Origin of the sequence: Natrialba asiatica DSM 12278, assembly GCF_000337555.1 — an archaeon.
GTDB lineage: Archaea > Halobacteriota > Halobacteria > Halobacteriales > Natrialbaceae > Natrialba > Natrialba asiatica.
In genome coordinates this window covers 77,033-101,520 of sequence record NZ_AOIO01000029.1, presented here as the reverse complement: position 1 = coordinate 101,520, position 24,488 = coordinate 77,033, and the positions used below count along the sequence as shown (strand labels likewise).

The following is a 24,488-nucleotide window of genomic DNA, read 5'->3' as shown; positions in this document are numbered from 1 at the left end:
CTCGCCAACTCGTTGAACGAGTACGTCAATCGCGTTCAGTACCATCAGATGCGGAATATGAGATGGGATAGCGAGTCGAAATCGGCCGCGTCTGCCGCGTCGCCAAGGCACTTTTGTACCCCCGAACTAGGCCGAGACGGTTCTTGTGAGTCGTCGCGTTCCCAATCCGATCCGATTGTGTATCTACTGGGTCGGACTCGCGCTCGCCCGTCTCGGCGTTCTGGACGCCGATCGAGCGCGCCGTACCGCCGATCTGGCCTGGCCCCGAGTGGTCACCGGTCTCGCCCGCATGTCGAAAAACGCGGTTGACGTGGCGATGGTCGGCGTCGCAGTCGGGTCACCGGCGATCGCCGGCGTCGGATTTGCCTCGCCGTTCTGGGGTCTCGCGTTTGCGGCCGGCGGCGGCGTCGCAGGCGGGACCATCGCGCTCGTCTCACAGCGCTACAGCGCCGAATCGTTCGCCTCGCTCGGCCAGGCGGTGCGATCGAGTTCACTCCTCGTTATCCTGTTGACGCTGCCGCTGACGATCCTGTTCTGGACGTACCCGACCGAACTGATCGCGGTGATCGGGAACGAGCCGGAGCCGATCGAACTGGGGGCGGACTACCTGAAGATCGTCGGCCTCGGCATTCCCTTCGCCGGGCTCAACCTCATCGGGAGCCGTACCTTCGTCGGCATGGACGACGCATGGACGCCGATGATCGTCCGCGCAGGTGGGGCGATTTCTAACATCGTTCTCAATGCCGTCCTTATTTTCGGGCTCGACCTCGGCGTCGAAGGGGCGGCGCTGGGGACCGTCCTCGCGAACGTCGTCGTCACCGCTGCGTTCACCGGGGCCCTCGTCGCTGGCCGACTCCCGGGCGTGGGGTCGTTCCCGGTCAGCATCGATCCCTTCGGGAGCTACGTCCACGAGGAGTCTATCCGGGACTTGGCGAAAATCGGGCTTCCCGTTCTCGGGAGCAAGTCCGTCTGGACGGTCGCCGAGTTCCCGATGCTCGCGATCGTCGGGTTGTTCGGACAACAGACCGTTTCCGCCTACGTCATCGCCCGTCGCATCTGGGGGCTGATGAACACGCCCGGGTGGGGATTCGGGCTGGCCGCCTCGAGTCTCGTCGGGCAGAAACTCGGCCTCGGCGACGAGGGGCGCGCCGAACGCTACGGCCACGAGATCATCCTGTACGCCGTCGCGATCTACGTCGTCGCCGCCGCGGTCGTCTTCGTGTTTGCCGAGCCGATCGTCCTGCTGTTTACCGATGATCCGGCCGATATCTCGGTTCCGACTGCGGTCTCGCTCATCTACGCGGCCTGTCTCGCGGTCATCCTGAAGGGCGTCTCGACCGGGGCCGAGGGAGCGCTCAAAGCGAGTGGCGATACGCTCTGGCCGTTCTTCAGCCAGTTCATTGGCATGTTCGTCCTCGCGATTCCGCTCGCATACCTGGGCGCTGAGGGACTGGCTATCCCTGCGGTCGGACCGCTTCCAGGACTCAACGTCGCCCCGATCGGACTGATGGGACTCTACCTCTCGTTTATCGCAGAGACGGCTGCTCCAGCAGCTATCAACTACCACCGGTTTTCGACCGGGCGCTGGAAGGCGATCAGCCGTGGCTACCGCCCTGAGGCAGCACCAAGTGACGACTGATACGGACTGCTGTCAATTAGTGCCGGCGCACTCGCGACCCGTCCCGAGTTGCGCCGGAAAATCGGTACAGCAGACCGTCTGACCATCACCCTCGAGACGTCGATTCCCTCGTTCACACACGATCTGCCGTGCTCTCCGCCAGTACCGCGCTCGCACCCTCCATCGCTAGTACTCACTCTCAACGCACTACCGTGATCGCCCTCCCGTCGCGCGTTTTCCGACTCAGAAAATACCCTCCCGACACTAATACGGTACAGTCGAACGAACAACGTGGGGGACATGACGGATCGAATCCCGCACCTCGTTGGTCCCCCTCTCGAACCAGTTCGAACGGGACCCCTAGCCCGGCACGGCCGTCCCCACAACCGCCGTGTTCCCGTTCGAATCCACCCTCACCTCCACTTCCCTCGACAGCGGGCCTACACTGTCAGTGTCGCGCTCGCTCCCCGCCCACTTCGGCCCTACCTACTGAATCTGATTCCGATTCGCAAACTGAACTCGATTTACCGGTCCCGTCTGTACCGGTCAGAAAAGGTGTAAATCCTGCGAGAGTGCACGAAGGCGGGAAACACAACCACGAATACGAATGCGGATTATAGTTGTCGAACCAGTTACACTATCACGATCGCTGCTGTTCTATCGCGGTACTCTCGAACGGCAACGGTTGACACGCCGATCGCACAGCCAACGCCGAGTGGATGTGCAGTGACTTGCAGCGGCTTACTATACCGGTGAATCAATGCTGGCCGTACAGCGAGTACATGATCGCGACGAGGCCGAGAAGGCGACTCAGATTCTCGGCAAAGACCGTCACGATTCGTGCCATATCGGTTGCGGTATTGATGACGATGTTGACGAGGAAGGGACAAAGTGTCAACAAGAGTAATCCGATGGCAAGGTAGAGCATTGACTCGGCATCGTTCCGACGGTAACCGCGATAAGCCTGGTAGGCGATAACCGTCCCGAGGAGGGCGACGAGAAAGAGGCTCACGACGGTGAATACTTCGAACAGCGTCGCATCGGTGAGCGGGACGGCTTCGTCGCTCATCGCATTCCCTCCCACATCCGGGTGAACTTGTCAGCGACATCTTCCTCGTGATAGGACAATTCAAGATCGAACGCCCCGTCCTCGAGTGAGAGTTCAAGTCGGTCGAGGTTCGCACTGTAGACGCTGTAGTGGTTACCATCCGGGGCGAGTTCAGTTTCCTCGGTGACGAGCCGGCACTCCTCGAGACGATCGAGTCGCCGATAGATCGTCGGGAGGGACGCGTCACATCGGTCACTCAGTGTACTGGCAGACATGGATTCGACGCTTGTATGTGTGAGGATCTCTCGCGCGTACTCGTCGTCGAGTACCGAGAGAACGGTCGATAAATCGGTATCCTCACTCACTGGTAGCTGATCGTTTCGGCATCGCTATGAAAAACGGTCCGGTTTTTCTGACCGAGAAAACGCTGTGCGGGCAGACGGCATCGACGATGCGGGTGGGAGGCAGCGTCCACAGTCGGTGGCGGAATCGCTGTCACAACGGGTTATCAGCTGCATAACTAACCAGACGAGGTGGCTGGCGTACACTGATGTGGCCATGGGAACACGCAATCGTTGGCTATCTGGCCTACTCACTGTGCAGCCACCTCGTGTATCGGCGCTCGCCGAGTGGACTCGAGGCATTCGCCGTCGTGTTTGCGTCGGTGCTCCCCGATATTATCGATAAGCCACTGGCCTGGGAGTTCGGAATCTTCGAGTCGGGATACGCGCTCGCCCATTCGGTTTTTATCGCGATTCCGCTCGCACTTATCGTTGGCGCGATCGCGCAGTCGACCGGTCGACCGCGCGTCGGCCTCGCGTTCGGCCTCGGATATCTGTTGCACTTGCCGAGTGACGTGCTCGACACGTACTTCCGGGGCGGACAAATTCGATTCGACATTCTGCTGTGGCCCGTCGAAACCGTCGAATCGACCGGCACGAGTTCGGGTTTCATCAACGAGTTCAGGCGCCTGTTCGGGCAGTATCTGGTACGATTGCTGGCGGGCGAGTTGCCGGCGTATCGATGGGCACAGCTCGGGCTCGTCGGGATCGCGGCGCTGGTCTGGCTCTACGACGGTGCACCGGTCGTCCGAGAGTGTCTACGCGGCTGCGTTCGAATCGTCACCAGCGGTCGCTAAAACCGGGTATGGTCTCGGTACCGATCGTTCGTGAGAGTCGCACGATCAGTGCGCGCGTAATGTTGTCATTTACTATCATATCGGCTCCGATGCGTGTTAGACAGCATGAGCGATACGACTGGTTGCCATCGCTCACCGGCCCAGCGCGAGCGCGCCCGTGAGCAAACGGCTACTACCGACCACTGTCCCCGCGTCACGACCCTCCCCGACGACGCCGAGTTCGCCCTCTGTCTCACTCACGACGTAGACCGCCCGTACAAGGGGTTTCGGTCGCTGTACTACGCAACGCAGGGGCGATCGCGATACCACCTGCGAACGGCGCTCTCCTCGGGTAATCCCTACTGGCAGTTCGAGGAGATCATGGCGCTCGAGGACGACCTCGGCGTCCGATCGGCGTTTTACTTCCTGAACGAACAACACCTGCTTGCGGCGCGGCCGCCGCGCGAGTGGCTCTCCCCAGCACACTGGGTGCAACACCTCGGCCGATACCGACTCGACGCCGACGACGTCGCAACCGCCATCCGCGACCTCGATAGCGGCGGCTGGGAGGTCGGCCTCCACGGCTCCTATCACACGTGCGACGACCGCGACCGACTCGACGTCGAGCAAGCTGAACTCGAAACCGTCCTCGGGCATCCGATCACGGGCGGCCGCCAGCACCACCTTCGGCTCTCCGTTCCCGATACTTGGGCCCACTATCGGGACCTCGGGCTCGCGTACGATACGAGTCTGGGATCGACGACCGAGTGCGGGTTCCACAACGGGTATCATCCGATCCGGCCCTTCGGCGACGAGTTCGTCGTCTTCCCACTGACGATCATGGATCAGGCGCTTCCCGATCCGGGCGCGAACCCGGCGGCCGCCCGGCGGACCTGCGAGCGGTTGTTGCTCGATGCCGTCCGCAACGACGCGGTGATGACGGTGCTCTGGCACCCCCGGTTTTTCAACGACCGCGAGTTCCCCGGCTACCGCGACTGCTACCGGTGGCTGGTCGAACGCGCGTTCGAACTCGGCGGCTGGGTCGGAACGCCGGCAGAACTCTATACTCGAATCGAGGACGAACGGACGGCTCGCCTCTCGAACGCCGACGAGCCGAGTTCAGAACCGGCAGCGGTTCAAGGGAACGGGGGGACGGAGTACGACCTGCAATCACCGACCGGGGAGCACGAGCGAACGACGCCACAGCCGTACTCGCCGACAACACGGGGTGAGTCCCACTCATGAGCGCGCGAGTGGCTCCGGTACTTGCGGTCGCCGTCCTTCTCGTCTGCGCCAGCATCGGCGGGGTCGCCCAACAGCGCGGCCAAACCGGTGTCTCCTCACAGGTGAACGCGCCGCCGACCGACACGTACGTCGTCGAGCAGGGTGACCGTTGCCAGCAGATCGAACCGCTCTCGACCGGCGAAACGGTCGAATCGTTCTACGACTACCGCAACCACGAAACGCATTCCAACGACACCGATCGAATGTACAGCTCCTACGGGACACAGGACCTTCAGGAGGACAACACGAGCCTCCTCTTCCTTCACGAAGGGACTGACGGCCTGAGTCTCGTCACCGTCAATGACCGCGTCGACGGCGATACCACCGGCGGCATCGCCACGTTCGAATTTGTCGGCGTTCCCCACGAGAGCGCGTGGGCGGTCCAGGACGACAACTACACCGGTGAGACGAACATGGCCGAATGGTACGGCGGCGACGGCTGGCTCGGGGCCTCGTTAATCTGGGCCGAGGGCAGAACTGATGGGGGCGCGATCAACGGCGGTCTCAACGGACCGTTCAGTCTAACCGTCCAGCCGGCGTTCAACGACGACGCCGAGTTCGCTGACGCGGACGAGCTGTACGATCCGGACTTCCACGACGGCGGCGAAATCGAGGACTGGGTCGTGCTCTCGGGCGACGCCGACGATCCGGATCGCGCGACGCTTCCCTCCCTCGACGAACCGGTGACGATCCGAACCGGGACCTGCGACGGACCGTCCGTCACGTACGAGCGCCACGGCAATACGAGCGGTCCCGACACCGAAGGGGACGGCATCACCGCGACGATCGACGGCGCGAGCGAAGGCGATACCGTCTACCTCCAGCCGACGGCAGGAACGACCGACGGCGTTCGGTTCGACGGGATCGAGGCGACTGGCCTCGACACCGACAGCACGATTCGGTTCGAAAGCAACCAGCCCGACGGCCTGCCGGAGTCACCCGACGACGTGCAATCGCTCGGCCATCTCTCCGTCACCAGCGACGACGAACTCGGCGAGGTCTCCGGGACGGTCACGTTCAGCGTCGACGCCGATCTGCTGAACGAACGCGGCATCGAGCCCGATGAACTCGCCCTCTACGAACGGGGCGGCGACGGCTGGGCCGAATCGGAGACGACCGTCCGGGACGCCACCGGCGACAGCTACGAGTTCAGCGCGTCGGTGTCGTCGCTCGGCGGATTCACCGTCGCGCCACAGCAACCGTCGACCATCACCGAATCGCCGATGCCCGGCTTCGGTCCGGTCGTCGCGCTGAGCGTGATCGTCGCCCTCATCGGGGCCGCGGCGATCCGAACTCGGCGTCGAGAATAGCACCGCAGACGCTCTTATCCGCTGCAGAACTCGCGAATAACGCCGGTGACTCGCCGCTGGGCTGGCGGCGACAGGATGTGTTTCTCGCCGGGAATGCACTCGACACGCGAGAGCGATTGAAGACGGTCACGGGCGCGAGGAACGATTTCGTCGGGCGGGAAGAACGGATCGTTTTCGGCGACGACCAGCGTAACGGGTGCGGTGAACCTCTCGAGTTCAGCCGCGGTCGCCTGCGGGAACGCTCGTTCGAGGTCGACATATCGCAGTGAGGCTGCGATGGTGTCTCGGACGACGGGATTCGAACCCGGTCGTGTGACCATCGCCGAACAGACGCGGTCCAACAGCCGGTCGCGAGGGATCAGCCGATAGAGCGCGGCGGGCAGACCGACCCGCAGTATCGAGGCGAGCGAGCCCGTTCCGAACCCCGCGGGCACGACTAGCGCAGCGCGGTCGATCCGTTCGGGCGCGACGGCGGCCGTCCGGAGGACGATTCCAGCGCCGTACGAGGTGCCGATCATCGACGCTGACGCGATGTCGAGCGCATCGAGAATATCGACGGTCCACTCGCCGTAGCCGCTCCCGTTCGGGTCGACGCGCGTCTCCGCGCTCTTTCCCGGCTGTCCGATCGTGTCCGGTGCGATCAGCCGGTAGTCGTCTGCCAGCCCCGTGTACCACGCGAGCGTCATCGGATTGGTCGCGTTGCTGCCGTGGAAGACGATGACGGGCGGTCCGTCCGGCGGCCCTGCAACGAGAAGGTGCGTCGACCCGTGTCGCGTTTCGACCCGGCGCTCGTCGATATCGACGCCGAGACGGTCGGCGGCGGCGTCGTAGACCGCTAGCATCCGCGCTTTTCCCGCCCGTGAACGGTAAATTGACATGAAGCGCGTTACCGATACGCTCTGTGTGGGTGACGAAAAACACGTCGATCGCAATCGAAGAACCCGCGCTCAGTCGCTGCCGACGCCCACGGAACTCGCCGGTTCCTGTCGCGTGTGGTTCCCGAACTGTCGAACTGATTCGAGTTCATCGACGTGGCCGTCCACCGTCGCGACATCGACGATCACGTCGGTGAGGTTCACCGTCTCCGCGAGGAACTCGTCGCGTCGTGTGCGCCACGTTTCGTCGGTATCGGGTCCGAGGTAGGTATCGATCTCGGCGCGGATTTCGTCCGCCGAAGAGACGTTGCGGATCAGCCCCTGATTTTCGAGTTCGACGAAGTTACCCATGTCGTCGTCGCCGACGAAGGAGTTCGACCGGATCGCGGGCGTGCCGAGCATCGCGGCCTCGGTGACCATCGTCTGGGTGTCGGCGACCAGCAACTCGGCCTCCGCGAGCACGTCGTGAAGCAGGGCTGGATGGAGGTCGAAGGGGCGGGCGGGGAGGCCCTCCAGATTCGTCGTCCCGCCCTCGTCGGAGACGAGCACGGTCGCGTCCTCGGCCAGCCGCTCGATGATCCGACGCCGGTCGGTGCCCGTGATCCCCGATTTGCCCACGTCGTGCTGGGAGCCGAACGCGTTGAGCCGCAAGATCGCGTATGGTTCGTCGGCGTCGAGTCCGAGGCGGTCGCGAACCGAGGAGTTGGGCTCGTAGATGTCCGGATGGAGGTAGGCACATTCCTTGACGCCCGCGAAGACGTAGTGGTGGTCGCCCAGATCCTTGCGGAACGTATTTGGCGTGAGGACGACGCGAGCGAACGGCGTGGAGATCGTGTGATCGAACGACGCGGGTTCGGAGTCGATGAGCAGCACCGTCGGCGTTCGAAGCAACGCGCCGGTGTGGGCTGCGTAGCCGCCCATGCCGAAGATGAGATCCGGATCGAATCGACGGGCGAGGCGGATCGCCCGAGCGTAGTGGGCCGGCAACCGACTCAACAGCGATCCCTTCGAGGTGCCACAGGAGCCGTAGACCTCGTAGGGCAGGTCGTACCATTCGAGCAATTCGACCGTGCACGTGTACTCGCGGGCGAGGATGCGGACCTCGTGGCCACGCTCGCGCAATTCGCGTATTGCGTGTTTGTACAGATGGACGTGTGCCGGCGTATTCGTAAAGAATAGGTAGTTCATGGGGAGACCACGTCTCTGTCCGACGTGGCTCACCGACCGGGTTTGTTATCACCTGCATACCAGTTCGACGGACTGTCCGGTCGAGGCGAACTCGTCGGATACCGGTACCGTCGTCCGGCCCGTCTGCCGGGTAGTGAGCGGATACTAATGGCTCACACAGGTCAGCAGTCAGTAGATGCAGTCGCACGGACGTTCCCACCCAACCGCGACGACCGAGTCCGACACCCCCAGAGACGTTGCTGCCGCGGGCGGTTCGTCGGCGAGCACCGGGGAGCGAACGATCGATTTCGGCAAGTACGGTCCCGTTCTCGATGCAACGCTCGCCTACGCCCGGCGACACGACTACGTCGGGCCGGACTACGGCGACGGACTGAGCAGCCAGCTCGTCCAGTCACTTCCCTTCGAGAACCGCGTGCTCAATCTCGTCGTTCAGGAGACCGTCAAACGCACGCCCGTCGACGTCAGACCGCTGTTCCGGGTCGAGTGCAAACGCAACTACAAGGGCGCGGCGCTGTTCGCGATGGCGAACCTGAACTACCACGACCTCGCGAGACGGAGCGATGCGGTCTCGCCTGCCTGCGATCCGCTCGGCGAGGCCGACCGACTGGCGGACTGGCTCGCCGACGAGCGAATTACCGACTACAGCGGCTTCTGCGGCGGCCACCGCCATCCGATCCAGCACCTCCATACCAAGGGTGTGCCGAGCGACCCCGACATCGTCTCGACCGCCTACGCCGTCCGCGCCTTCCTGCAGGCCGCTCGCCACGACGAAGCCACAAGCGAGTACGCCGATCTCGCCCGAACGGCGGTCGACTTCCTCGTCGAGGACCTGAACTACCGCAACGTCGACGAAGGGGCGAAGATCGACTACCACATGAACCACCCCGAGGACTCCTACACCATCAATGCGGCCGCCGTCGGCGCTGCGATGCTCGTCGATCTCTACGAGTTCTTCGGCGACGACGAGTGCCGCGAGCGCGCGACGAAAATTCTGGACCACATCGCAGCGGCCCAGACCGACGTCGGCGGCTGGCCCTACCGGCTCCCGGCTTCAGCGTCGCACCTCTCGATGGACAGCCACCACAACGGATTCGTCATCGAGGCCTTCCAGCGCTACCGCGACGCGATCGACGCCGGGCGCTACGCCGACACGCTGTCGACCGCGCTCGAGTTCTACCGGGAGGAACTGTTCGAACTCGACGGGGCCCCGAACTTCGACGAGGGAAACGCCTATCCCCGCGATATCCACGCCAGCACGCAGGGGATGCTCGTCTTCACGCGCGAAGGTGAACTCGAGTTCGCCGAGCGGATCCTCCGGTGGGTGCTCGCGAACCTGCGGGTCGAGGGCGAGGAAGGACGATTTTATTATCGGCAGTATCGCCACCACACGAAGCGCGTGACCCTGATGCGGTGGTGTCAGGGCTGGATGGCCTACGCGCTCTCGGAGTTCATGCTGGCGAGCGATGCCGCGGCGCGGGGGATGAATCGCACGGCGCTCGTGGACGACCGAGAGTCGGCCGACGGGAAGCGATGAGCCGACGGGCGGTCGGCGGCGCGCCGAAGTCGGTATCGTCGGCGTCGGAGTCGGCGTCGGACAGTGAAGCGAATAGCGAGTCCGCCGTGTCCGACACGGCATCCGATCCGCGTCCGGCACCCGGCATCGCCGAAACGCGACGAGTTCTCGTCGTGACCGGACTCGCCCACAAGAACGAACGTCACTACGGACCGCTCGCGGACGCGGCCGGCGAAACGACGCTCGTCTCGCTCGCTCCCGTCGAGGGCGTCGACGCGGCGCGGAACGTCACGGTTCCCCAGGTCGGTCCCCGCCTCCTTCGCATCGCGCTCCTCTTCGTCCTCGCGCTGTACGAGGGCTACCGGAACGACTACGACGCGGTCGCCTCGATCTCGCTGTTTCCCTACGGCTGCTACGCGCTCGCGCTGAAGGCCGTCTACGGCTATCCGGCACACCTCGGGATCATCGGTATCGACCTCGATCATCACGCCGCACAGCGGTACGGCCCGCTCGTGCGCTGGCTGTTCCGTCGGTTCGACGTCGTCTCGGTTCCGGGCTCCGACCACGCCGACCGACTCGCCCGGTGTGGCGTCCCGCCCGCGCGAATCGAGCGCCTGACGAACCCGATCGACGCGGACGCCTACCGCCCGCCCGCCGATCGCGCGACCGGGGGCTCGGTCTCGGACGCGGAAACGGACGCAGACGCGGACGCGGACACGGACGAAAGGAACGAAACAACCGGCGAAACGGTCGACTTCGTCTGGGTCGGCCGCTTCAGCACCGAAAAGGACCCCCACCGATTCGTCGCCGCCGCCGCCGAACTCGACGCGACCGGACGCGAGTTCAGCGCAGTGATGGTCGGCGACGGCCCGCTGTACGAGTCGGTCGCGGCCGAAATTCAGGCTCGGGGGCTGGCCGACCGGATCGAACTCGCGGGCTGGGTCGACGATCCGCTCGCGTACTACCACCGCTCGGAGACCTTCGTGCTCACGTCGAAGCGGGATGCACTCCCGCTCGTCCTCCTCGAAGCCATGGCAACTGAACTCGCGTCCGTCGTTCCGCGGGTCGGCTCGATTCAGGACGCCGTCACGGACGGCGAGAACGGACTCGTCGTCGCGGATCGGGAGCCCGAAACGTACGCCGCGGCGATGGCGCGCTGTCTGGACGACCCCGAGCTGCGGACGTCCCTCGCGGCGAACGCGACCGCGGTCCGAGACGAGTTCTCGATGGCCCGGGCGAGCGCGGACTGGCGGCGCATTTTGGCTGCGCTCGAGACGGACTGAGACGTGACTGGGAAAGCGGTGCCAGTTCGTCGGCGACGAAGGTGACTGATCCCGCCAGCGTGCGGATCGTGGATCGGACGCGTTACGGGGCGGTAACCACGTGGTAACAAAACGGTCAGTCATCGCAGCCGGACCTACATGGAAATCGAACGACTCGACCTCTCGGAGTGGGGGGACGCGCTCCCGCGACGCGGCTTCGAAGTCTTTCACGATCCGGACGCACTCACCGTGCTCGACGCCCATACCGGCGGTGACCTGCGACTGTATGGTGCCTTCAAAGGACAGCAAGCAGTCGGATTGCTCCCCGTCTTCGTCGACGAAAAGTCCGTCGGCCGCACCGTCTTCTCGCCGGCGCTCTCCCTGGGCGTCCCGCGGCTCGGGCCGATCATCAACCCGAACAGTCCCAAACAGCGCAAGTGGGAGCGGATCAACGCCGCGCTCGCCGAGGGTGTCCTCGAGGACCTCGAAACGCACAGGCGCTCGACGCTGTTCCGAATGACCTGCCCGCTCGGCTACGCCGATCCGCGGCCGTACGGCTGGAACGAGTTCACGATCGAACCGCAGTTCACCTACGTCGTGGATCTCGACGGCTGCGAGGACCTCGACGACGCGATGGCGGGGTTCAGCAAGAGCCTCCGCAACGAGATGCGCCGGTACGACGAACTCGACCTCTCGATCGAGACCGAGGGCATCGATGCGGCGCTGCGGATCTACGACGACGTCGTCGACCAGTACGAGGAGTACGACGATACCGCGCCGATGACCCGCCCCTTCCTGCGGGACCTGCTCTCGAACCTGGACGACGAGCGCTGGCGCGTCTACGTCGCACGAACGCCCGATGGGACGTACAAGAGCGGCATCATCACCCTCTTCTCGAACGACCTGGCCTACTACTGGCAGGGCGGCGTCACGGCCTCCTACGAGCGCGTCAGCGTCAACAACTGCCTCCACCGCGTGATCCTCGACGATCTCGTCACCGATCCCGAACTCGAGTCGGTGACGGGCTACGATCTCGTCGGCGCGAACACCGAACGCCTCTGTGAGTACAAGGGCAAGTTCAACGGCGACCTCCGGCCGTACTACGTCGTCGAGTCCTCCGGACTCGAGATGACGCTCGCGAAATCGGCTTACGAGCGCGTGGCCGGTTCGTTGAAGTAGAGACCACCCGCTTCTAAAGCGCCTCCCGGCTACCGTATTCGCTGGACGCTTCGTTCTGGTTTCGTCGTCTCGAGCACCGGTTCGCTCCCGTGATCGTCGGCCGCCCGTCGTTTCGTTCGCCGAGCGACCGCTCGCATCGTCTCGACGCGCAGGTCCGACTCCCGCCGGCGCTCGTCGATAATCTCGAGAATCCGCCGGAGCCGAGCGACGTGTCGAGGGGTCGTCAGATCGTTCGGATGCAACCAGAGATGGCAGATCCCATCACCCGCCGCCGCAGCGTCGATACCCAGTGCGGCCTTCCGAACCACCGGATCGCCGACGACCGGCTCGACGATCGATCGCGCAAGTCCCTCGAACGAGAACAGACACAGCGATCCCGGCAGGTTGACGGTGCCGTTTTCGTCGATCTCCGGCGTCACCAGCGGCGGCGGCGTCATCCCGGCCGTATAACTTGCAAACTTGCCGAGCGGATACAACCAGGGCCTGTCGTACCACTGCGCCGGCGAGCGACCGCGGTAGCAGGTGAACTCGTACTCGGCCAGCAGCTCCGTATACCCGATGGCGTTTCGCGGGAAGAGAAACGAGTCGAACGAGAGGCCTCGATCGCGGGCCGCAGTCAGACAGGCCGCGAGTTCAGCCTCGGCGACGGCGCGGTCGGTCACCTCGGGGTCGAAGCACGCGTGAGAGAACGAGTGACAGCCGAGTTCGTGCTCGACATCGGCGTCTCGGACGGCGTTGACGAGGTCCATGCCGAACCAGTGGTCGCGGTTGGTAGCCCTGCCGCCGGGGTCGCGGTCGAACCAGCCGTTCCGTGCGGCCGGGTGACCGGCGTGGCGGCCGTCACAGCGTTCTAACAGGAGGTGACCGACGACGCCCCAGGTCGCCGGGACCTCGTAGGCGTCGAGGAGTTCGAGGAGGCGTCGCCACCCCCAGCGCGCGTTCTGCACCCTCTCCATTGGCGGCTTATCGAGGTCGTGAAACCCCCACGCGAGCTCGGCGTCGATCGAGATGAGTACACTGCCCATGTGTTAGCGTCTGGTGCTGTCGAAGGCCATTCGAGCGATCGAGATCTCCGGCGGCGTCAACGACTGCACACACGAAGTGATCCCCTGGATGAACTATTAGTATGGAGACGGTTATTCGATGCAGTCTAGAGATCGTGGCCACAAAACGGCAACGCGCGCCCGATCGCGGCGCCGGCAATCGATTCGCGGGTGACGCCGTGCAGTCGGGACGCCATAGGAAGACCCTACCGCGTCGAGGCGACCGTGCGACGATCGCCGCAGACGCATTCGGGCGAAAGAGAACAACCCGAACGCGATCGGCTGCGCGCTATCCGGAACCAGGCAGCGCCTTATCGCACGTCGTACTCGACGTCGACATCGGCGTTCCCGGCGAGCCGGAAGTTCGTAATCTCGCCGCTGAACTCGTAGGCGTCACAGCCGCTTTCGATCGTCCCCTCGACTGCAGAGCCGTCGATGGTGCCGACCTGGGAGCCCAGATACGGCGTGTGTTCGATATCGCCGGTGACCTCGAACGAGAACGACGTCTCGCCGTCGGGCCCGTTCGCGTCGATGACGATCACGTTCGACCGGTCGGCCGACCCGTTCTGGTCGTCGCCATCATCACCGCCATTTTCGTCCCCGTCTTCGCCTTCGCTGCCATCGCCGTCACCGCTCGTCCGCTCGACCACCGTCTCCGGCGAGACTTCCTCGCCGTCGAGTTCAACCCACATGACCTCGGGTTGTTCGATATCGATCGCTGTCACCGCGCCCGCAACGCGGAAGGCATCACCGTAGCCGCCACCGGTCACGCCGCCGGCGCGCCACGTCTCGTCGCCGTCGCCTTCTTCGATGAAGTCCTCGGCAACGTACGTGCCACCTTCGATCGGCTTCCCGGACGGACTCTCGGCTGGCGCTTCGGTGAACTCGATCGATCCCTCGGCACTGAACTCGTAGCCTGCATACCGGGCGCTGGGTTCGGTGACGAACGAGAGGAGGTGCTCGTCCGCCGAGTTCTCATTTCCCTCTTCGCCCTCGTTCCCGTCGTCCGTCGTGTCGTCGGAGCCGTCGTCCGGTTGGGTCGGCGTGGACGATGAGCCGGAAGCGGCCTCCTCCGGACTCAGTGGAACGCCGTCGACGTCGCCCGCTTCGGTGCGCTGTGGCGTGCCGGCCGAGGAGCCGTGGATCGCTGCGCCACGATTGTTTTCTGACCCGTACCGGGTGTTCGTGACGGTGATCTCCGCGTTCTGGGCCTTCTGCCAGTCCGGTGCACCACAGATGATGTCGGCGTGATGCGAGTTGGAGATGTCGCTGTCGACGACCTCTATGTGCTCGTAGTAGCCCCAGAGCCCTTTGTCGCACTCGGTGATCACGCAGTTCTCGACGCGCGAGCCGTCGGTGCCGACGCGGAATCCGCCGGCCCTGGAGTTGCGAGCGTAGGAGTCCTTGATGACGACCGGGCCGCCGCCTCCGGCACCGCTGGGGTGAGCGGAGGAGTCACCGGGGTTGCTCCCGTAAATCGAGTTGTCCGGGCAGTTCTGAATGTTGACGTTTCGAATCTCGAGGTCGCCGGCGTGGCCGTTTGCGACGTTGATGCCGGTGATTCCCGGGTAGGTGTCGTCGTTTTCGCTCCCCATGAAGTAGACGTTCTCGATCAGGCCGGTCGCGTTCGAACTGTTGACCTGGCAGATGATCGCGTTTTCCTTTGCGGTGCTATCCCAGTTACCGCGGAAGCCGATGTTGCGGATCTCCCAGTCGTCCGCGATCGCCCGGATGTGAAAGGAGGCGTCGGGTGCGGTGATATCGATGAGGAGGTTCGATAGCGTTTCTCCATCGCTCAGACGTACCGTCTGGGAGTCACCTGCTGCGACGGTGATCTCCTCGTAGTCTTCGGCCGCCGCGCCGGTTCCAACCGTCGTTGCAAGCGCCGCCGCCGCAGACCCGACGAGTCCGAGGTACCTGCGCCGGTGGAGTAATCCGCTATTACTCTCCGTTGCCTGACCGCCTTCCGGTGGTTTCCGATCGCTAGATCCGTCGTCATCCAATACCGTATTGCGTGCCATACAGTCAGGGGATTTGAAGTCGCAAACATAAACCTTCTGTTTATCTTAGCATAATCCAACTATACAGTCAATAACTCGTGATATTATCTTAAGAACCCCATGAATGTTCGCTCTTTGGATTTTATATCTCAATATATAGTGGCTATGAGAGAACAGGACGAAAGTGAACGCCCCCGATAGGAGACGGAATACGGTACGTTTCGATTCCCAGAAAACGCCGGATAGCGGCCGTTGGAAGCGGAATCTACGATGCTGACTACGGTAAGAGGACGGCGCTGACTCGATTCATCTCGAAACGAAGGCTCCGGGATGTTGTTGCTCAGGAACGAACGCTGTGGATGTCTACCAGCCCGCTCGTCACGGAGAAGAGTGCCCAGAGCGTAACGCCGAGTCCGATAACGGCGAGCAAGGAGACGATGTTCGTGGCGGCGGGAAGCACCAGCAACACGACCAGCGCCATCGAGAGTGCAATTCCGGAGACCATGACGACCGACTTCGCGAGGTACCGCGGCGATATCGGGAGTTCAGTGTGGATGAGATAGATGTTCACGACGACCATGATCCCGTAACTCACGACCGTTGAGATCGCCGCGCCGACGACGCCGATCGTCGGAATAAGCACCAGATTCAGCCCGAAGTTGAACGCGCCCGTCGCACCCTTCGAGACGGCTCGGTGGGTCGCCCGCCCGAGATAGTCGAGGGCGTCGTTCGTGATCTTGTCGATCGACTGGAAGACGATGAAGAGCGCGAACACCTGGATTACCGGGATCGCGCCGAGGTAGTCCGACCCGAAGACGTACCGGATCAGCGGGTCCGCAACGACGATCAACCCGGCCGCCGCCGGCACGTAGAACACCACGTTGTGTTTGAACGTCGTTTCGTACATCCGTGCCGCCTCCTCGAGTTCACCGTTTGCCTTGTACTCGCCGTATGACGGCGAGACGGTGAACCCGAGCGAACTCGCGGGCGCGATGACGAAGTCGGAGATCTGTTTGGCGAGGACGTAGTAGCCGACCGCAACCGGCGTGAGAAACGCGCCGATGAGGAGCGTATCGACCTGTTTGTAGACGACGTTTGCGCCGTCGGAAACCGTCAGCGGAAGGCTGTATTCGATCAACCGTCGCCGCAGTCCGGGTTCGGGTTCGGCGGCGCGATCGAACTCGGCGACCAGGCGATACAGGAGGACCAGTCCGTACACCGCGCCGAGTGCATACCCGATGATATAGCCGATGAGAGCGGCGATCACCCCGCTACCGGTCAGGAGGAGGGCAACGACGGACAGAAGGGTCGACGCGTTCGTGATGATCGTTACTCTCGCGCTCCAGGTGATGCGGTTGAACCCCTGGAAAAGCGTATGGACGTACGAGTTCAGCGTCCAGGCGCTGATGTAGACGCCGCCCAGCAACAGGAGCGGAGCCAGCTCTTGTTCGCCGAACAGATCGGCCAGAAGTTGGTGAAAGACCGTGACCGCGGCGGCAACTATCAGCATGACGATGCCGAGGAACAGCAATGAACTCCGGACGAGATAGGGAACCTGTCCGGGGTCGGTTTCGCGGTATTCCGCGATATACCGAGCCGTCGATCGGGGGATGCCCAGCCGGCTACAGAGCAACGACGCGCTGAAGACGGAGATGGCGAGAAAGAGGATGCCGTACTCGTCCGGCGTCAGAAAGAGTCGGGCGAGCGAGACGGTGAGAATGCCCTTTGCGACCGTTCGAACGATCTCGGCGCCGAGCGTCGCTCGAAACCCGGAGAGGAGCGTATCCTTCATATATTATATATCCGATGACTGAGTCGGTGAGCGCGGCGCGTGTTACGGCGTTGGAGTACGAACGGGCGGCGTGCTCGCACGGCGGAGTTCTTCGAGCAGGCGGATCGTCCACTTCGACGATTCGAGCGACACGGGCATTTCGGCACCGCGTTCGAGCGCGCGGGCGGTCCGGTCGAACTGCGCGTAGTGGGGGTTCATTCGCGTCGCCGTCTCCCAGTCGTCGTTCAGCTGTCCATCGGCGACAAGTTTGGCGTTCGAAAGGAGCCCCGACAGGTAGCCCGCCGAGCGAGTGACCGCCTCCTTCCCTTTCTTGAACGAGGACAGATGGTAGTCGTCGTCGACCGTCTGGACCGTCTGGAGGATCAGATCCAGGTGGATCGACCGCTCGGAGCCGTGGACGTAAATCTCGTGTCGCGGCTTCGAACTCGAGAGCATCTTCAGGTTACACAACACGTCGTCCTCGGTGACGTACTGCAACTGGGCCGCGTCGTAGGCGAACTCGTCGTCGTAGTCACCGATGAGCCGCGTGAGACTCGAAATCGAGTCCTCGCTCTCGGGATAGCCGCTGAGAGCAAGTGCGGAGTAGAGCGGGTGGGGCAGTCCTTCCTCGAACTCGCCGCCGGGGAGATCGAAGACCCAGGTGCCGCGGTTCGCCTCGTCCGGCGAAGAGAGACCGGTGTAGATTAGATCGACGCCGCGAATTTGTCCGAGTTCGCCCGCGTCGATGAGCCGGCGGGCGGCCCGCATCGACGGATCGAAGACGTGCTGGTGGACGGGCGACACCGGCACGTCGTGTTCGGCTGCGAACGCCTCGAGTTCTTCGATCTCCTCGATAGTCTCGGTGACTGGCTTCTCGATCAACAGCGGAACGCCGGCCTCGATCGCGCGTTTGCCGAGGGGCAGGTGGCTCTGGACCGACGTACACACGTGGAGCCAGTCGAGCGATTCCTGGTCGAGCAGGTCATCGATATCCGCATACGGCGTGATGTCGTACTGCCGTGCCGCCTGGCGCGCCCGCTCGAAGTCGAGATCACAGATCGCAACGAGATCAGTTTGGGGGTTCTTGGCGACGCCGGACAGGTGAACCTCCGAAACTGTTCCCGCGCCGATTACTGCCGTTTTGACTGTCATTCTCCTGCGAAAGACGCACAGACAACGGTATTGTTATAGATCTATTACCGATCTACAGGATCGTTTTCCCACCTAATTCGACGGAAACAGCGCTATAGCGGCCGCATTGGGAACGCTCACTCGGCTGCCCGCCACAGCGGTAACTGGTGCCTGCGTATTCGAAAGGGGTCGAATTTCGCGTCCACTCCGTCGCGAGCAGTGACTATCGGGTTCCGCGGTCGAAGGCGAGCCGCCAGCGAACACCGCCAGGAACCAGCAAGACACCGAGAGCGGTACCGATCCGGGAACGGCACAGCTTGCTCTTCAACGGTGCCGACACCACAACAGCACCACCGCCACGACAGCGCGACACCACGACAGCACCGCCGCCATAACAGCACCGGCACCGAAACCGATAGAGCGTCCCACGATGCTCGAAAACGGAACAACGGAACAATCTAACCCGTTCGAAACGCGTCGTGCAAGCCGCTCAGTTCGTTACGCGTCTCCCCTCTCGGTATCCACGTAGTAGCGCTCGAACTCGTCCGTCGAGTGGATACGACTGACCCCCCGCTCGTTCTCGACGGCACTGAACTGCGCATCGCTGTACCGGAGTTCACCGTAGGCGATCACCTCCCGATCGTAATCGTACTGGGTCAACACGAGATACCGATCCCCTTCGAACTCCTCAGTGAGATTCCTGCCGAGCGTCGACTCGGGAACGTCCTGGTGAACTCGCATGCGCTCTCCGTTCCCGTTGACGGCGTCGTCGAAACGGTTCGGACCGTTTCGCAATCCGACGAGACCGATCTCGCCGTCTCGGTCGTCGAAGGTCGTTTCGTAGCCCTGGATGTCCTGGTTGCTGACGTGCGCGGTTGGCGTGTAGGTGTATGGCGAGGAGAAGACGGCAGCCAGCGAGAGCAAGAGCAAGAGCGCAAAGCCGACGGCAAACAGCGGCTGTCCCGAGGGAACGAATCTAGACCGTCGCCAGCGGCTCGCACCCGAGAAACGACTGCACAGGCCGTAGATCGCGAGCGCACCGAGGAGGGTGACGAAGACCATCATCAATCCGAAGACCCGGAAGTACATCGTCGAATCCGGCGCGAGGAAGTAGATGCCAAACAGCGGCACGAGTCCGATCAGAGCGACGGCGAAGTACAGCGTTTCAGGCCGGATCCTCGCCAACCAGTCCGATCCCCGGACGAAGACGGCACCGAGAATCAGCCCGCCAGCGAGCACCGAGAACACGAGCTGTGGCAGGAATAACTTGAGGAAGATCTCGACGAGGCTGCCCCCGATCGCACCGAGCGACGCCCCCTGCATCGCGACCGAATCGCCCGCAGTGTTGCTCCCCGCGAGGATGAACTCGACCGCCGAACTGAGGAAGTGGTCGATCATGCCGCCGAAGAAACCGTGATTCGAGGTCCAGACGAGAAACAGCGTTACCAGAAAAAGCGACTGGCCGTACATGGGCGTCTGCGAGGCGATCCGGCCGGTCGCCGCGATCCGCCGGGCAAGGAACTGGACGAGACTGATTCCGAGGAAGACGACGATCAGGTGGGCGACGAGTTGCGGGTGGTAGACGACGGTCGCGATAGAGGTGACTGCGAGCGCGATGCCGACGGCCGAAATCGACGCCAGCGACCGGTCCGCGCGAAGATACTTCACGAACAGATAAAGCAGCAGCGCCGAGAACAGCACTGCCTGTGACATCGCGTGGGCGGTCATAAACATCGAGATCGTCGTGATTGGCAACAGCAAGAACGCGGAGAACGTGGCTATCACGACCGCTCGGCGGTCCGAGGCGACCGTCCCGATACAGAGCGGGACGAACACCCAGAAGACGACGAGCGAGAGGAAGACGGTCAGCATCATGGAGTGTTCCAGCGAGGTGCCAAGGACCGCGTTGACCAGGACGGTCACGGTGTGGATACCGGGATAGTACAGGTCGAACGGAACGATCGTTCCCTCGGCGATGGCGCGAGCCCAGCCCAGATGCGTTAACGCGTCGTGGTGGCCGAAAAAGCGGTAGCCGCGGATGATGGGCAGTGTGGCGAAGACGGTCATCGCCAGTCCGCCGAGTCCGAGAGCGAGCAGGCGGCTGGTGAAGAGTCCGCGCGACGGCGTGCCGTCGTTGTCGTCGGTGCCGGTTTCGGTACCGTTATCGGTACCATCGGTATCGGTGCGTGCTCCCGGCACGAACGCGACGGCGAGGGCGATACTCATCGCCACGAGCAACCCGACCCAGACCTGGTCGGGAGTCATCGTGTATATCGAGAGTTCGTATCCGGCCGCCGGCGACTCGTGGGCGAGAAACGCGGTGACGGCGACCGTGAGGAAGCCGATAGCGAGCGCGAGTTTCCGGAACGGATCGTCAGAGGCGGCTGACTGGGAAGACATTCGGTGCTGCTGCGACGTTATCCGATAGCTATCCTTGTTATTCACCGATTGCTGACCGTAAGTCTGGATGTACCGTCCGTTCGATATGAGAAACAGTCCACGACAGTCTGAGACCGGCTAGCGGAATCAAGAGTATTACACTCGCTTCTCGGAAAAGCGCTGGTGAAGAAGTGACGGATAAGACGATGATGACAGCCAGTGTGAATTCTCCATCAAAAATAGTTTTAGGTGGTAGACATGATGAGAGTTATGAACCATACATATTTGACATACATTGCTGTTTCGGGGGCTGCCCTTCTCGGTCTCGTTCTTCTGTTAAATCCGCTCTATCTCCATCCCGATGGAAGCGGGGAATACAAAGTCACGTACCATGTCGAAACGATCGAAACTGAAGCCGGAGCGGAAGCAGCTCTTCAGCAATCTGAACAAGTATTACAATGCCCCGGTGAACGCCCCTGCGCTTTGGAAACGCAAATACTCGAGGCAGGATCTGTTGAATACGATGGGTTCATAGACGATTCTGAAGAGTTCCGTAACGACTCGCGAATCACTGACGATCCGCGGTGGTATCCCGTCGTCACAATGGCGGGTGAGCCGTATGTTCCAGAAAGTGAATATAAAGGCAATAAAACGGTGTTAACTCTCTCGGAAATTAGCAATATTGAGGCTGTTGAACGCACTGCCGTGGATGCGGCGGAACGGTCCGAAGAAGTTCAGGAGGCTGTCGAAACCGGGTCAGTTACGGTGTATGGCGAACACAGTAGCGATTTCGAGCAGAACAAGATTATTGCATATGATGGGGAGTATTATTGGCAAACACGATATCAATCTCAAGGCTATTGGCTAACGGGTAACGGACTCATCGGCGTCAGAGTGGCGCTCTTTCTCTCGGGAAGTGGATTGCTGGCTTACGCCGGTTGGTGTTTTCGGGCGGCGGCCGACTGATAGCTGTATTCAGAGTGAAACGGTCTCCTTTCCGTCGGTCAGTCAATCTCTTCGGACGGTATCCGTCTCTTCACTGTGTACGGATCACTCTACTCAGATATTGCCGTAAAACGCAAGAAGCGTTCTATCTACCGTCGGATGATAACGAACGAACCACCGCAGACGGCGAGTTCAGTCTCGTTGCCGTTACCGTTATTCGTCCCCACTGCCCTCCTCGATCGTCGTCCAGAGGTACGTCGACTGGTCGGCGTTCGCCATCGTCGGCGACTCCGGCACCTCGCCCTCGTAGAGCAACGCCGCGATTCGAACCGTCCCGCTCTCGGCGTTCGGCGTCACGGTGCCGTTCGTGAGTTCGCGCTCCCCGTCTCCGAGTTCGTACGAGTATCGCTCGTGTTCCGTGCGGTTGAACACGTTTCCGCTCCCGTCCTCGACCCACTGCTCTTGCACGACCACCGTATACTCCCGCTCGGCGTTCTCCTGATTCTCGACGCTGATCGTCATGGGCACGGATTCGCCGGGCTCCGTCGACGTCTGGTAGTCAGCCGTGACGAGTTCACCGGAGTCGTCCTCCGTGAGCAGTTTCATGTCCGTATACTGTTCGCCGTCCTGTGGCGCGACGAGCGCGTACCCCACGGTCGAAAGTGCAACGAGCATGCTCACGACCAACACGACGTTAACCGCCGTGTGGACGGGTGAACTCGTACCGAATACCGCCGTATAGAGCGCGTCGATGGTACGAGCGAGACTGAACTGGTAGCGGTCGGGTTGTGCCACTCGAGCGCGGCGTACAGCGGCGAGAGCGGTACCGACGAGAACGAACCCGCTCACGGTTCCAACGACGCCCGTTACCGTGTACACGAGCGGCGTGGCGGCGATCAGGAGACCGAGCAGCGGCAGGAGCGCAAAACTTAGCCCGAACGAGAGCGCCGCGCGTTCGATCCCGGTTACCGACAGCGTCTGCCCGATCACCGGCACGCGTTCGGTCCGCGCCGGCGGCTCGTCACGCGGGAACAGCACGGAGACGGTGACGTACCCGGGTGCGAGAAACAACAGTGGGAACCCGATCGCGACGCGAGCGATCGGCATCGTGATTTCGACGACGAGCAGGAGGACGGCCGCGAGTGCAGTGAATCCGGCGACGCCGATCAGGTCGGTCGGGAGGCGGGACGCGATAGCTCCAGGTCCCCGGCCGACGGTAGCGGACGGCTCGGTCGTATTCGTCAAACGCTCTTTCATGTATGAGCCAGTTATCCGGGCGTCGACTGGTTCGACCATTGTTACGAGTCGCGTAACCGGTCGATCCGAACCGAGAACCTGGGCGGGGACTCCCCCGCGCTCGCGCGATCCCGCAGAACGCGGCTCGTGACCGGTTTCGCCGCTCGTTCGCCCCGCTCGACGGGCCGTCACCGGTGGAAACGGGTCGCTTACAAAGTGCTCGTGGTGCGAGGCTGTCGGTATGACTGGCCGAGCGACGCTGCATGCATCCCACGAGAGCGCTCCGAACGGGTCGACCGACGGCGGAGTCCGTCGGCTACACGGAGGGGCGACGCGATGAGCATCGACGTTCGCGTTGCGACCGACGAGGACCGCGAGCGCTGGAACGAGTTCGTCGAGCGCTCCCCGCAGGGAACGCTGTGTCACGAACTCGAGGCCCTGGAGGTCCAGGCGGACCATTCGGGGGCGGCGCTCCATCCGCTGATCGGGTTCAAGGGACAGGAACCGGTCGGCCTCTTTCCGGTGTTCGAACTGCGGAAACGGTTCGTGGCGACGGTGTTCTCGCCGCCGCCGCACATCCGCGTGCCGTACCTCGGCCCGGCGTTTCTGAACATGGGCAAGCTGAAACAGCGAAAGCGAGAGCGACGTCGCCAGCGGTTCATGGACGGCTGTCTCGACTGGATCCGAACCGAACTCTCGCCGCGGTACGCCCACGTCAGGACGAGCACGGGCGTCGCGGACTCGCGGCCGTTCAAGTGGAACGAGTTCGACGCGACGCCGGAGTACACCTACGCGGTCGATCTCGCGCGCGAGCGCGACGAACTTCTACTGTCGTTCAGCAGCGACGCGCGGAGCAATATCACGAACGCCGACGAGGACGCCTACGAGGTTTCGGTCGGCGGTCTCGAGGAGATTCGCCTGATTCACGAGCAGGTGAAAAACCGGTACGAATCCCAGGGGATCGGCTTCGACGTGCCGGTCGAGTTCGTCCTCGACCTCGCCGAGCGGACCGCGAACGGGCACGTGCGACCGTACGTGCTTCGCGTCGACGGTTCGTTCGTCGGCGGCATTTTGGCGCTCGAGTACGGCGACACGACGGGCCGGTGGATGGGCGGCGTTCGAACGGATGCAGACGTGGACGTGCCGACGAACGACCTGCTCGACTGGGCGATCATGACGGACGCCCGCGACCGCGAACTCGAGACGTACGATCTCGTCGGCGCGGATACGCGCCGGATCAACCGGTACAAGGCGAAGTTCAATCCGGACCTGGAAACGTACTACAGTCTGGAGTACGGGTCGTGGGGAATGCGGACGGTGGCGTCGCTGTACGACTCGGTCAAATAGTCTCGGCACGAGAGCGAGGGGAGATGAGAGACGAGGAACGAGAGCGGGATCGAGATCAAGAGCGAAAGCGAAAGCGAGGACAAGAGATGCGAAACGGAGGACGGGTAGGACGCGGTTACCCGTCGTTTCACGGCGGCTGACTGACACTCGGTCCCCGACGGCTCTCGGCGATCGTGATCCCGATGAGGACCCACGAACCGGCGGCTCGCGGTAACTCCGCCCATAACGAAAGGGAACCGCCG

General features: G+C 62.8%; 19 protein-coding genes. 9 read left to right on the top strand and 10 right to left on the bottom strand.

Features of this window, described 5'->3' with window-relative positions; all coding sequences use genetic code 11:
* Positions 1-145 precede the first annotated feature (145 nt).
* Positions 146-1,639, top strand: a complete 1,494-nt coding sequence (locus C481_RS11195) for an MATE family efflux transporter (RefSeq protein WP_049904603.1) — start codon at positions 146-148, stop codon at positions 1,637-1,639.
* A gap of 736 nt (positions 1,640-2,375) precedes the next feature.
* Here C481_RS11195 and C481_RS11190 read toward each other — a convergent pair.
* Together C481_RS11190 and C481_RS11185 are read right to left on the bottom strand one after the other, a co-directional pair.
* Complete coding sequence (locus C481_RS11190; protein WP_006109319.1) at positions 2,376-2,687, bottom strand: DUF7521 family protein; 312 nt, start codon at positions 2,685-2,687, stop codon at positions 2,376-2,378.
* The gene (locus C481_RS11185; protein WP_006109318.1) at positions 2,684-3,031 is read right to left on the bottom strand and encodes an ArsR/SmtB family transcription factor; all 348 of its coding nucleotides are present in this window, start codon (positions 3,029-3,031) and stop codon (positions 2,684-2,686) included. The genes C481_RS11190 and C481_RS11185 overlap by 4 nt, the downstream gene beginning before the upstream one ends.
* Before the next feature lie 185 nt (positions 3,032-3,216).
* On the opposite strand from C481_RS11185, the gene C481_RS11180 reads away from it, so the two are divergent.
* The 3 genes from C481_RS11180 (at position 3,217) to C481_RS11170 (ending at position 6,377) form a co-directional block, all read left to right on the top strand.
* A complete protein-coding gene (locus tag C481_RS11180; protein WP_006109317.1) occupies positions 3,217-3,804 on the top strand; it encodes a metal-dependent hydrolase in 588 nt (195 codons plus the stop codon).
* 105 nt (positions 3,805-3,909) lie between these two features.
* The gene (locus tag C481_RS11175) at positions 3,910-5,028 is read left to right on the top strand and encodes a polysaccharide deacetylase family protein (RefSeq protein ID WP_006109316.1); all 1,119 of its coding nucleotides are present in this window, start codon (positions 3,910-3,912) and stop codon (positions 5,026-5,028) included.
* Entirely contained in the window at positions 5,025-6,377 is a 1,353-nt protein-coding gene (locus C481_RS11170; protein ID WP_006109315.1) for a hypothetical protein, read from the top strand. The genes C481_RS11175 and C481_RS11170 overlap by 4 nt, the downstream gene beginning before the upstream one ends.
* A gap of 14 nt (positions 6,378-6,391) precedes the next feature.
* On the opposite strand, the gene C481_RS11165 is transcribed toward C481_RS11170, so the two are convergent.
* Positions 6,392-7,255 carry an alpha/beta fold hydrolase gene (locus C481_RS11165; protein ID WP_049904602.1) on the bottom strand — a complete coding sequence of 288 codons (864 nt, stop codon included), beginning with the start codon at positions 7,253-7,255 and terminating at the stop codon, positions 6,392-6,394.
* 69 nt (positions 7,256-7,324) lie between these two features.
* A complete protein-coding gene (locus tag C481_RS11160; RefSeq protein WP_006109313.1) occupies positions 7,325-8,440 on the bottom strand; it encodes a glycosyltransferase in 1,116 nt (371 codons plus the stop codon).
* A 175-nt stretch (positions 8,441-8,615) separates the two neighbouring features.
* Between C481_RS11160 and C481_RS11155 the strand changes: the two genes are divergently transcribed.
* From C481_RS11155 to C481_RS11145, 3 genes are all read left to right on the top strand, one after another.
* Positions 8,616-9,974 carry a prenyltransferase/squalene oxidase repeat-containing protein gene (locus tag C481_RS11155; RefSeq protein WP_006109312.1) on the top strand — a complete coding sequence of 453 codons (1,359 nt, stop codon included), beginning with the start codon at positions 8,616-8,618 and terminating at the stop codon, positions 9,972-9,974.
* The gene (locus tag C481_RS11150; protein WP_006109311.1) at positions 9,971-11,236 is read left to right on the top strand and encodes a glycosyltransferase; all 1,266 of its coding nucleotides are present in this window, start codon (positions 9,971-9,973) and stop codon (positions 11,234-11,236) included. The genes C481_RS11155 and C481_RS11150 overlap by 4 nt, the downstream gene beginning before the upstream one ends.
* A 138-nt stretch (positions 11,237-11,374) precedes the next feature.
* Complete coding sequence (locus C481_RS11145) at positions 11,375-12,394, top strand: GNAT family N-acetyltransferase (RefSeq protein WP_006109310.1); 1,020 nt, start codon at positions 11,375-11,377, stop codon at positions 12,392-12,394.
* 29 nt (positions 12,395-12,423) lie between these two features.
* Here the strand turns inward: C481_RS11145 and C481_RS11140 are convergent, their stop codons facing one another.
* The 5 genes from C481_RS11140 to C481_RS11120 form a co-directional block, all read right to left on the bottom strand.
* The gene (locus tag C481_RS11140; RefSeq protein WP_006109309.1) at positions 12,424-13,419 is read right to left on the bottom strand and encodes a polysaccharide deacetylase family protein; all 996 of its coding nucleotides are present in this window, start codon (positions 13,417-13,419) and stop codon (positions 12,424-12,426) included.
* Positions 13,420-13,748: 329 nt separating this feature from the next.
* On the bottom strand, positions 13,749-15,458 hold the full coding sequence (locus tag C481_RS11135; protein WP_049904601.1) for a right-handed parallel beta-helix repeat-containing protein: 1,710 nt from the start codon (positions 15,456-15,458) through the stop codon (positions 13,749-13,751).
* A gap of 319 nt (positions 15,459-15,777) precedes the next feature.
* Positions 15,778-17,229 carry a flippase gene (locus C481_RS11130; protein ID WP_006109307.1) on the bottom strand — a complete coding sequence of 484 codons (1,452 nt, stop codon included), beginning with the start codon at positions 17,227-17,229 and terminating at the stop codon, positions 15,778-15,780.
* Positions 17,230-17,271: 42 nt separating this feature from the next.
* The gene (locus C481_RS11125) at positions 17,272-18,360 is read right to left on the bottom strand and encodes a Gfo/Idh/MocA family protein (RefSeq protein WP_006109306.1); all 1,089 of its coding nucleotides are present in this window, start codon (positions 18,358-18,360) and stop codon (positions 17,272-17,274) included.
* A 477-nt stretch (positions 18,361-18,837) separates the two neighbouring features.
* On the bottom strand, positions 18,838-20,739 hold the full coding sequence (locus tag C481_RS11120) for a hypothetical protein (protein WP_006109305.1): 1,902 nt from the start codon (positions 20,737-20,739) through the stop codon (positions 18,838-18,840).
* A gap of 249 nt (positions 20,740-20,988) precedes the next feature.
* Here C481_RS11120 and C481_RS11115 point away from each other — a divergent pair, with 249 nt between their 5' ends.
* Entirely contained in the window at positions 20,989-21,684 is a 696-nt protein-coding gene (locus C481_RS11115; RefSeq protein WP_049904611.1) for a hypothetical protein, read from the top strand.
* Between the two features lie 192 nt (positions 21,685-21,876).
* Here the strand turns inward: C481_RS11115 and C481_RS11110 are convergent, their stop codons facing one another.
* On the bottom strand, positions 21,877-22,959 hold the full coding sequence (locus C481_RS11110) for a DUF1616 domain-containing protein (RefSeq protein WP_006109303.1): 1,083 nt from the start codon (positions 22,957-22,959) through the stop codon (positions 21,877-21,879).
* A 276-nt stretch (positions 22,960-23,235) separates the two neighbouring features.
* Between C481_RS11110 and C481_RS11105 the strand changes: the two genes are divergently transcribed.
* Positions 23,236-24,246: a lipid II:glycine glycyltransferase FemX gene (locus C481_RS11105; protein ID WP_006109302.1), complete on the top strand. Its 1,011-nt coding sequence runs from the start codon at positions 23,236-23,238 to the stop codon at positions 24,244-24,246.
* The last annotated feature ends 242 nt before the right edge of the window (positions 24,247-24,488 follow it).

Excerpts from the sequence above, each read along its gene's own strand:
- C481_RS11155 (WP_006109312.1), top strand. The coding sequence starts at position 8,616 with ATGCAGTCGCACGGACGTTCCCACCCAACCGCGACGACCGAGTCCGAC.
- C481_RS11175 (WP_006109316.1), top strand. The coding sequence starts at position 3,910 with ATGAGCGATACGACTGGTTGCCATCGCTCACCGGCCCAGCGCGAGCGC.
- C481_RS11140 (WP_006109309.1), bottom strand. The coding sequence starts at position 13,419 with ATGGGCAGTGTACTCATCTCGATCGACGCCGAGCTCGCGTGGGGGTTT.
- C481_RS11135 (WP_049904601.1), bottom strand. The coding sequence starts at position 15,458 with ATGGCACGCAATACGGTATTGGATGACGACGGATCTAGCGATCGGAAA.
- C481_RS11120 (WP_006109305.1), bottom strand. The coding sequence starts at position 20,739 with ATGTCTTCCCAGTCAGCCGCCTCTGACGATCCGTTCCGGAAACTCGCG.
- C481_RS11130 (WP_006109307.1), bottom strand. The coding sequence starts at position 17,229 with ATGAAGGATACGCTCCTCTCCGGGTTTCGAGCGACGCTCGGCGCCGAG.
- C481_RS11160 (WP_006109313.1), bottom strand. The coding sequence starts at position 8,440 with ATGAACTACCTATTCTTTACGAATACGCCGGCACACGTCCATCTGTAC.
- C481_RS11145 (WP_006109310.1), top strand. The coding sequence starts at position 11,375 with ATGGAAATCGAACGACTCGACCTCTCGGAGTGGGGGGACGCGCTCCCG.
- C481_RS11110 (WP_006109303.1), bottom strand. The coding sequence starts at position 22,959 with ATGGTCGAACCAGTCGACGCCCGGATAACTGGCTCATACATGAAAGAG.
- C481_RS11165 (WP_049904602.1), bottom strand. The coding sequence starts at position 7,255 with ATGTCAATTTACCGTTCACGGGCGGGAAAAGCGCGGATGCTAGCGGTC.
- C481_RS11150 (WP_006109311.1), top strand. The coding sequence starts at position 9,971 with ATGAGCCGACGGGCGGTCGGCGGCGCGCCGAAGTCGGTATCGTCGGCG.
- C481_RS11125 (WP_006109306.1), bottom strand. The coding sequence starts at position 18,360 with ATGACAGTCAAAACGGCAGTAATCGGCGCGGGAACAGTTTCGGAGGTT.
- C481_RS11115 (WP_049904611.1), top strand. The coding sequence starts at position 20,989 with ATGAACCATACATATTTGACATACATTGCTGTTTCGGGGGCTGCCCTT.
- C481_RS11190 (WP_006109319.1), bottom strand. The coding sequence starts at position 2,687 with ATGAGCGACGAAGCCGTCCCGCTCACCGATGCGACGCTGTTCGAAGTA.
- C481_RS11105 (WP_006109302.1), top strand. The coding sequence starts at position 23,236 with ATGAGCATCGACGTTCGCGTTGCGACCGACGAGGACCGCGAGCGCTGG.
- C481_RS11180 (WP_006109317.1), top strand. The coding sequence starts at position 3,217 with ATGTGGCCATGGGAACACGCAATCGTTGGCTATCTGGCCTACTCACTG.
- C481_RS11170 (WP_006109315.1), top strand. The coding sequence starts at position 5,025 with ATGAGCGCGCGAGTGGCTCCGGTACTTGCGGTCGCCGTCCTTCTCGTC.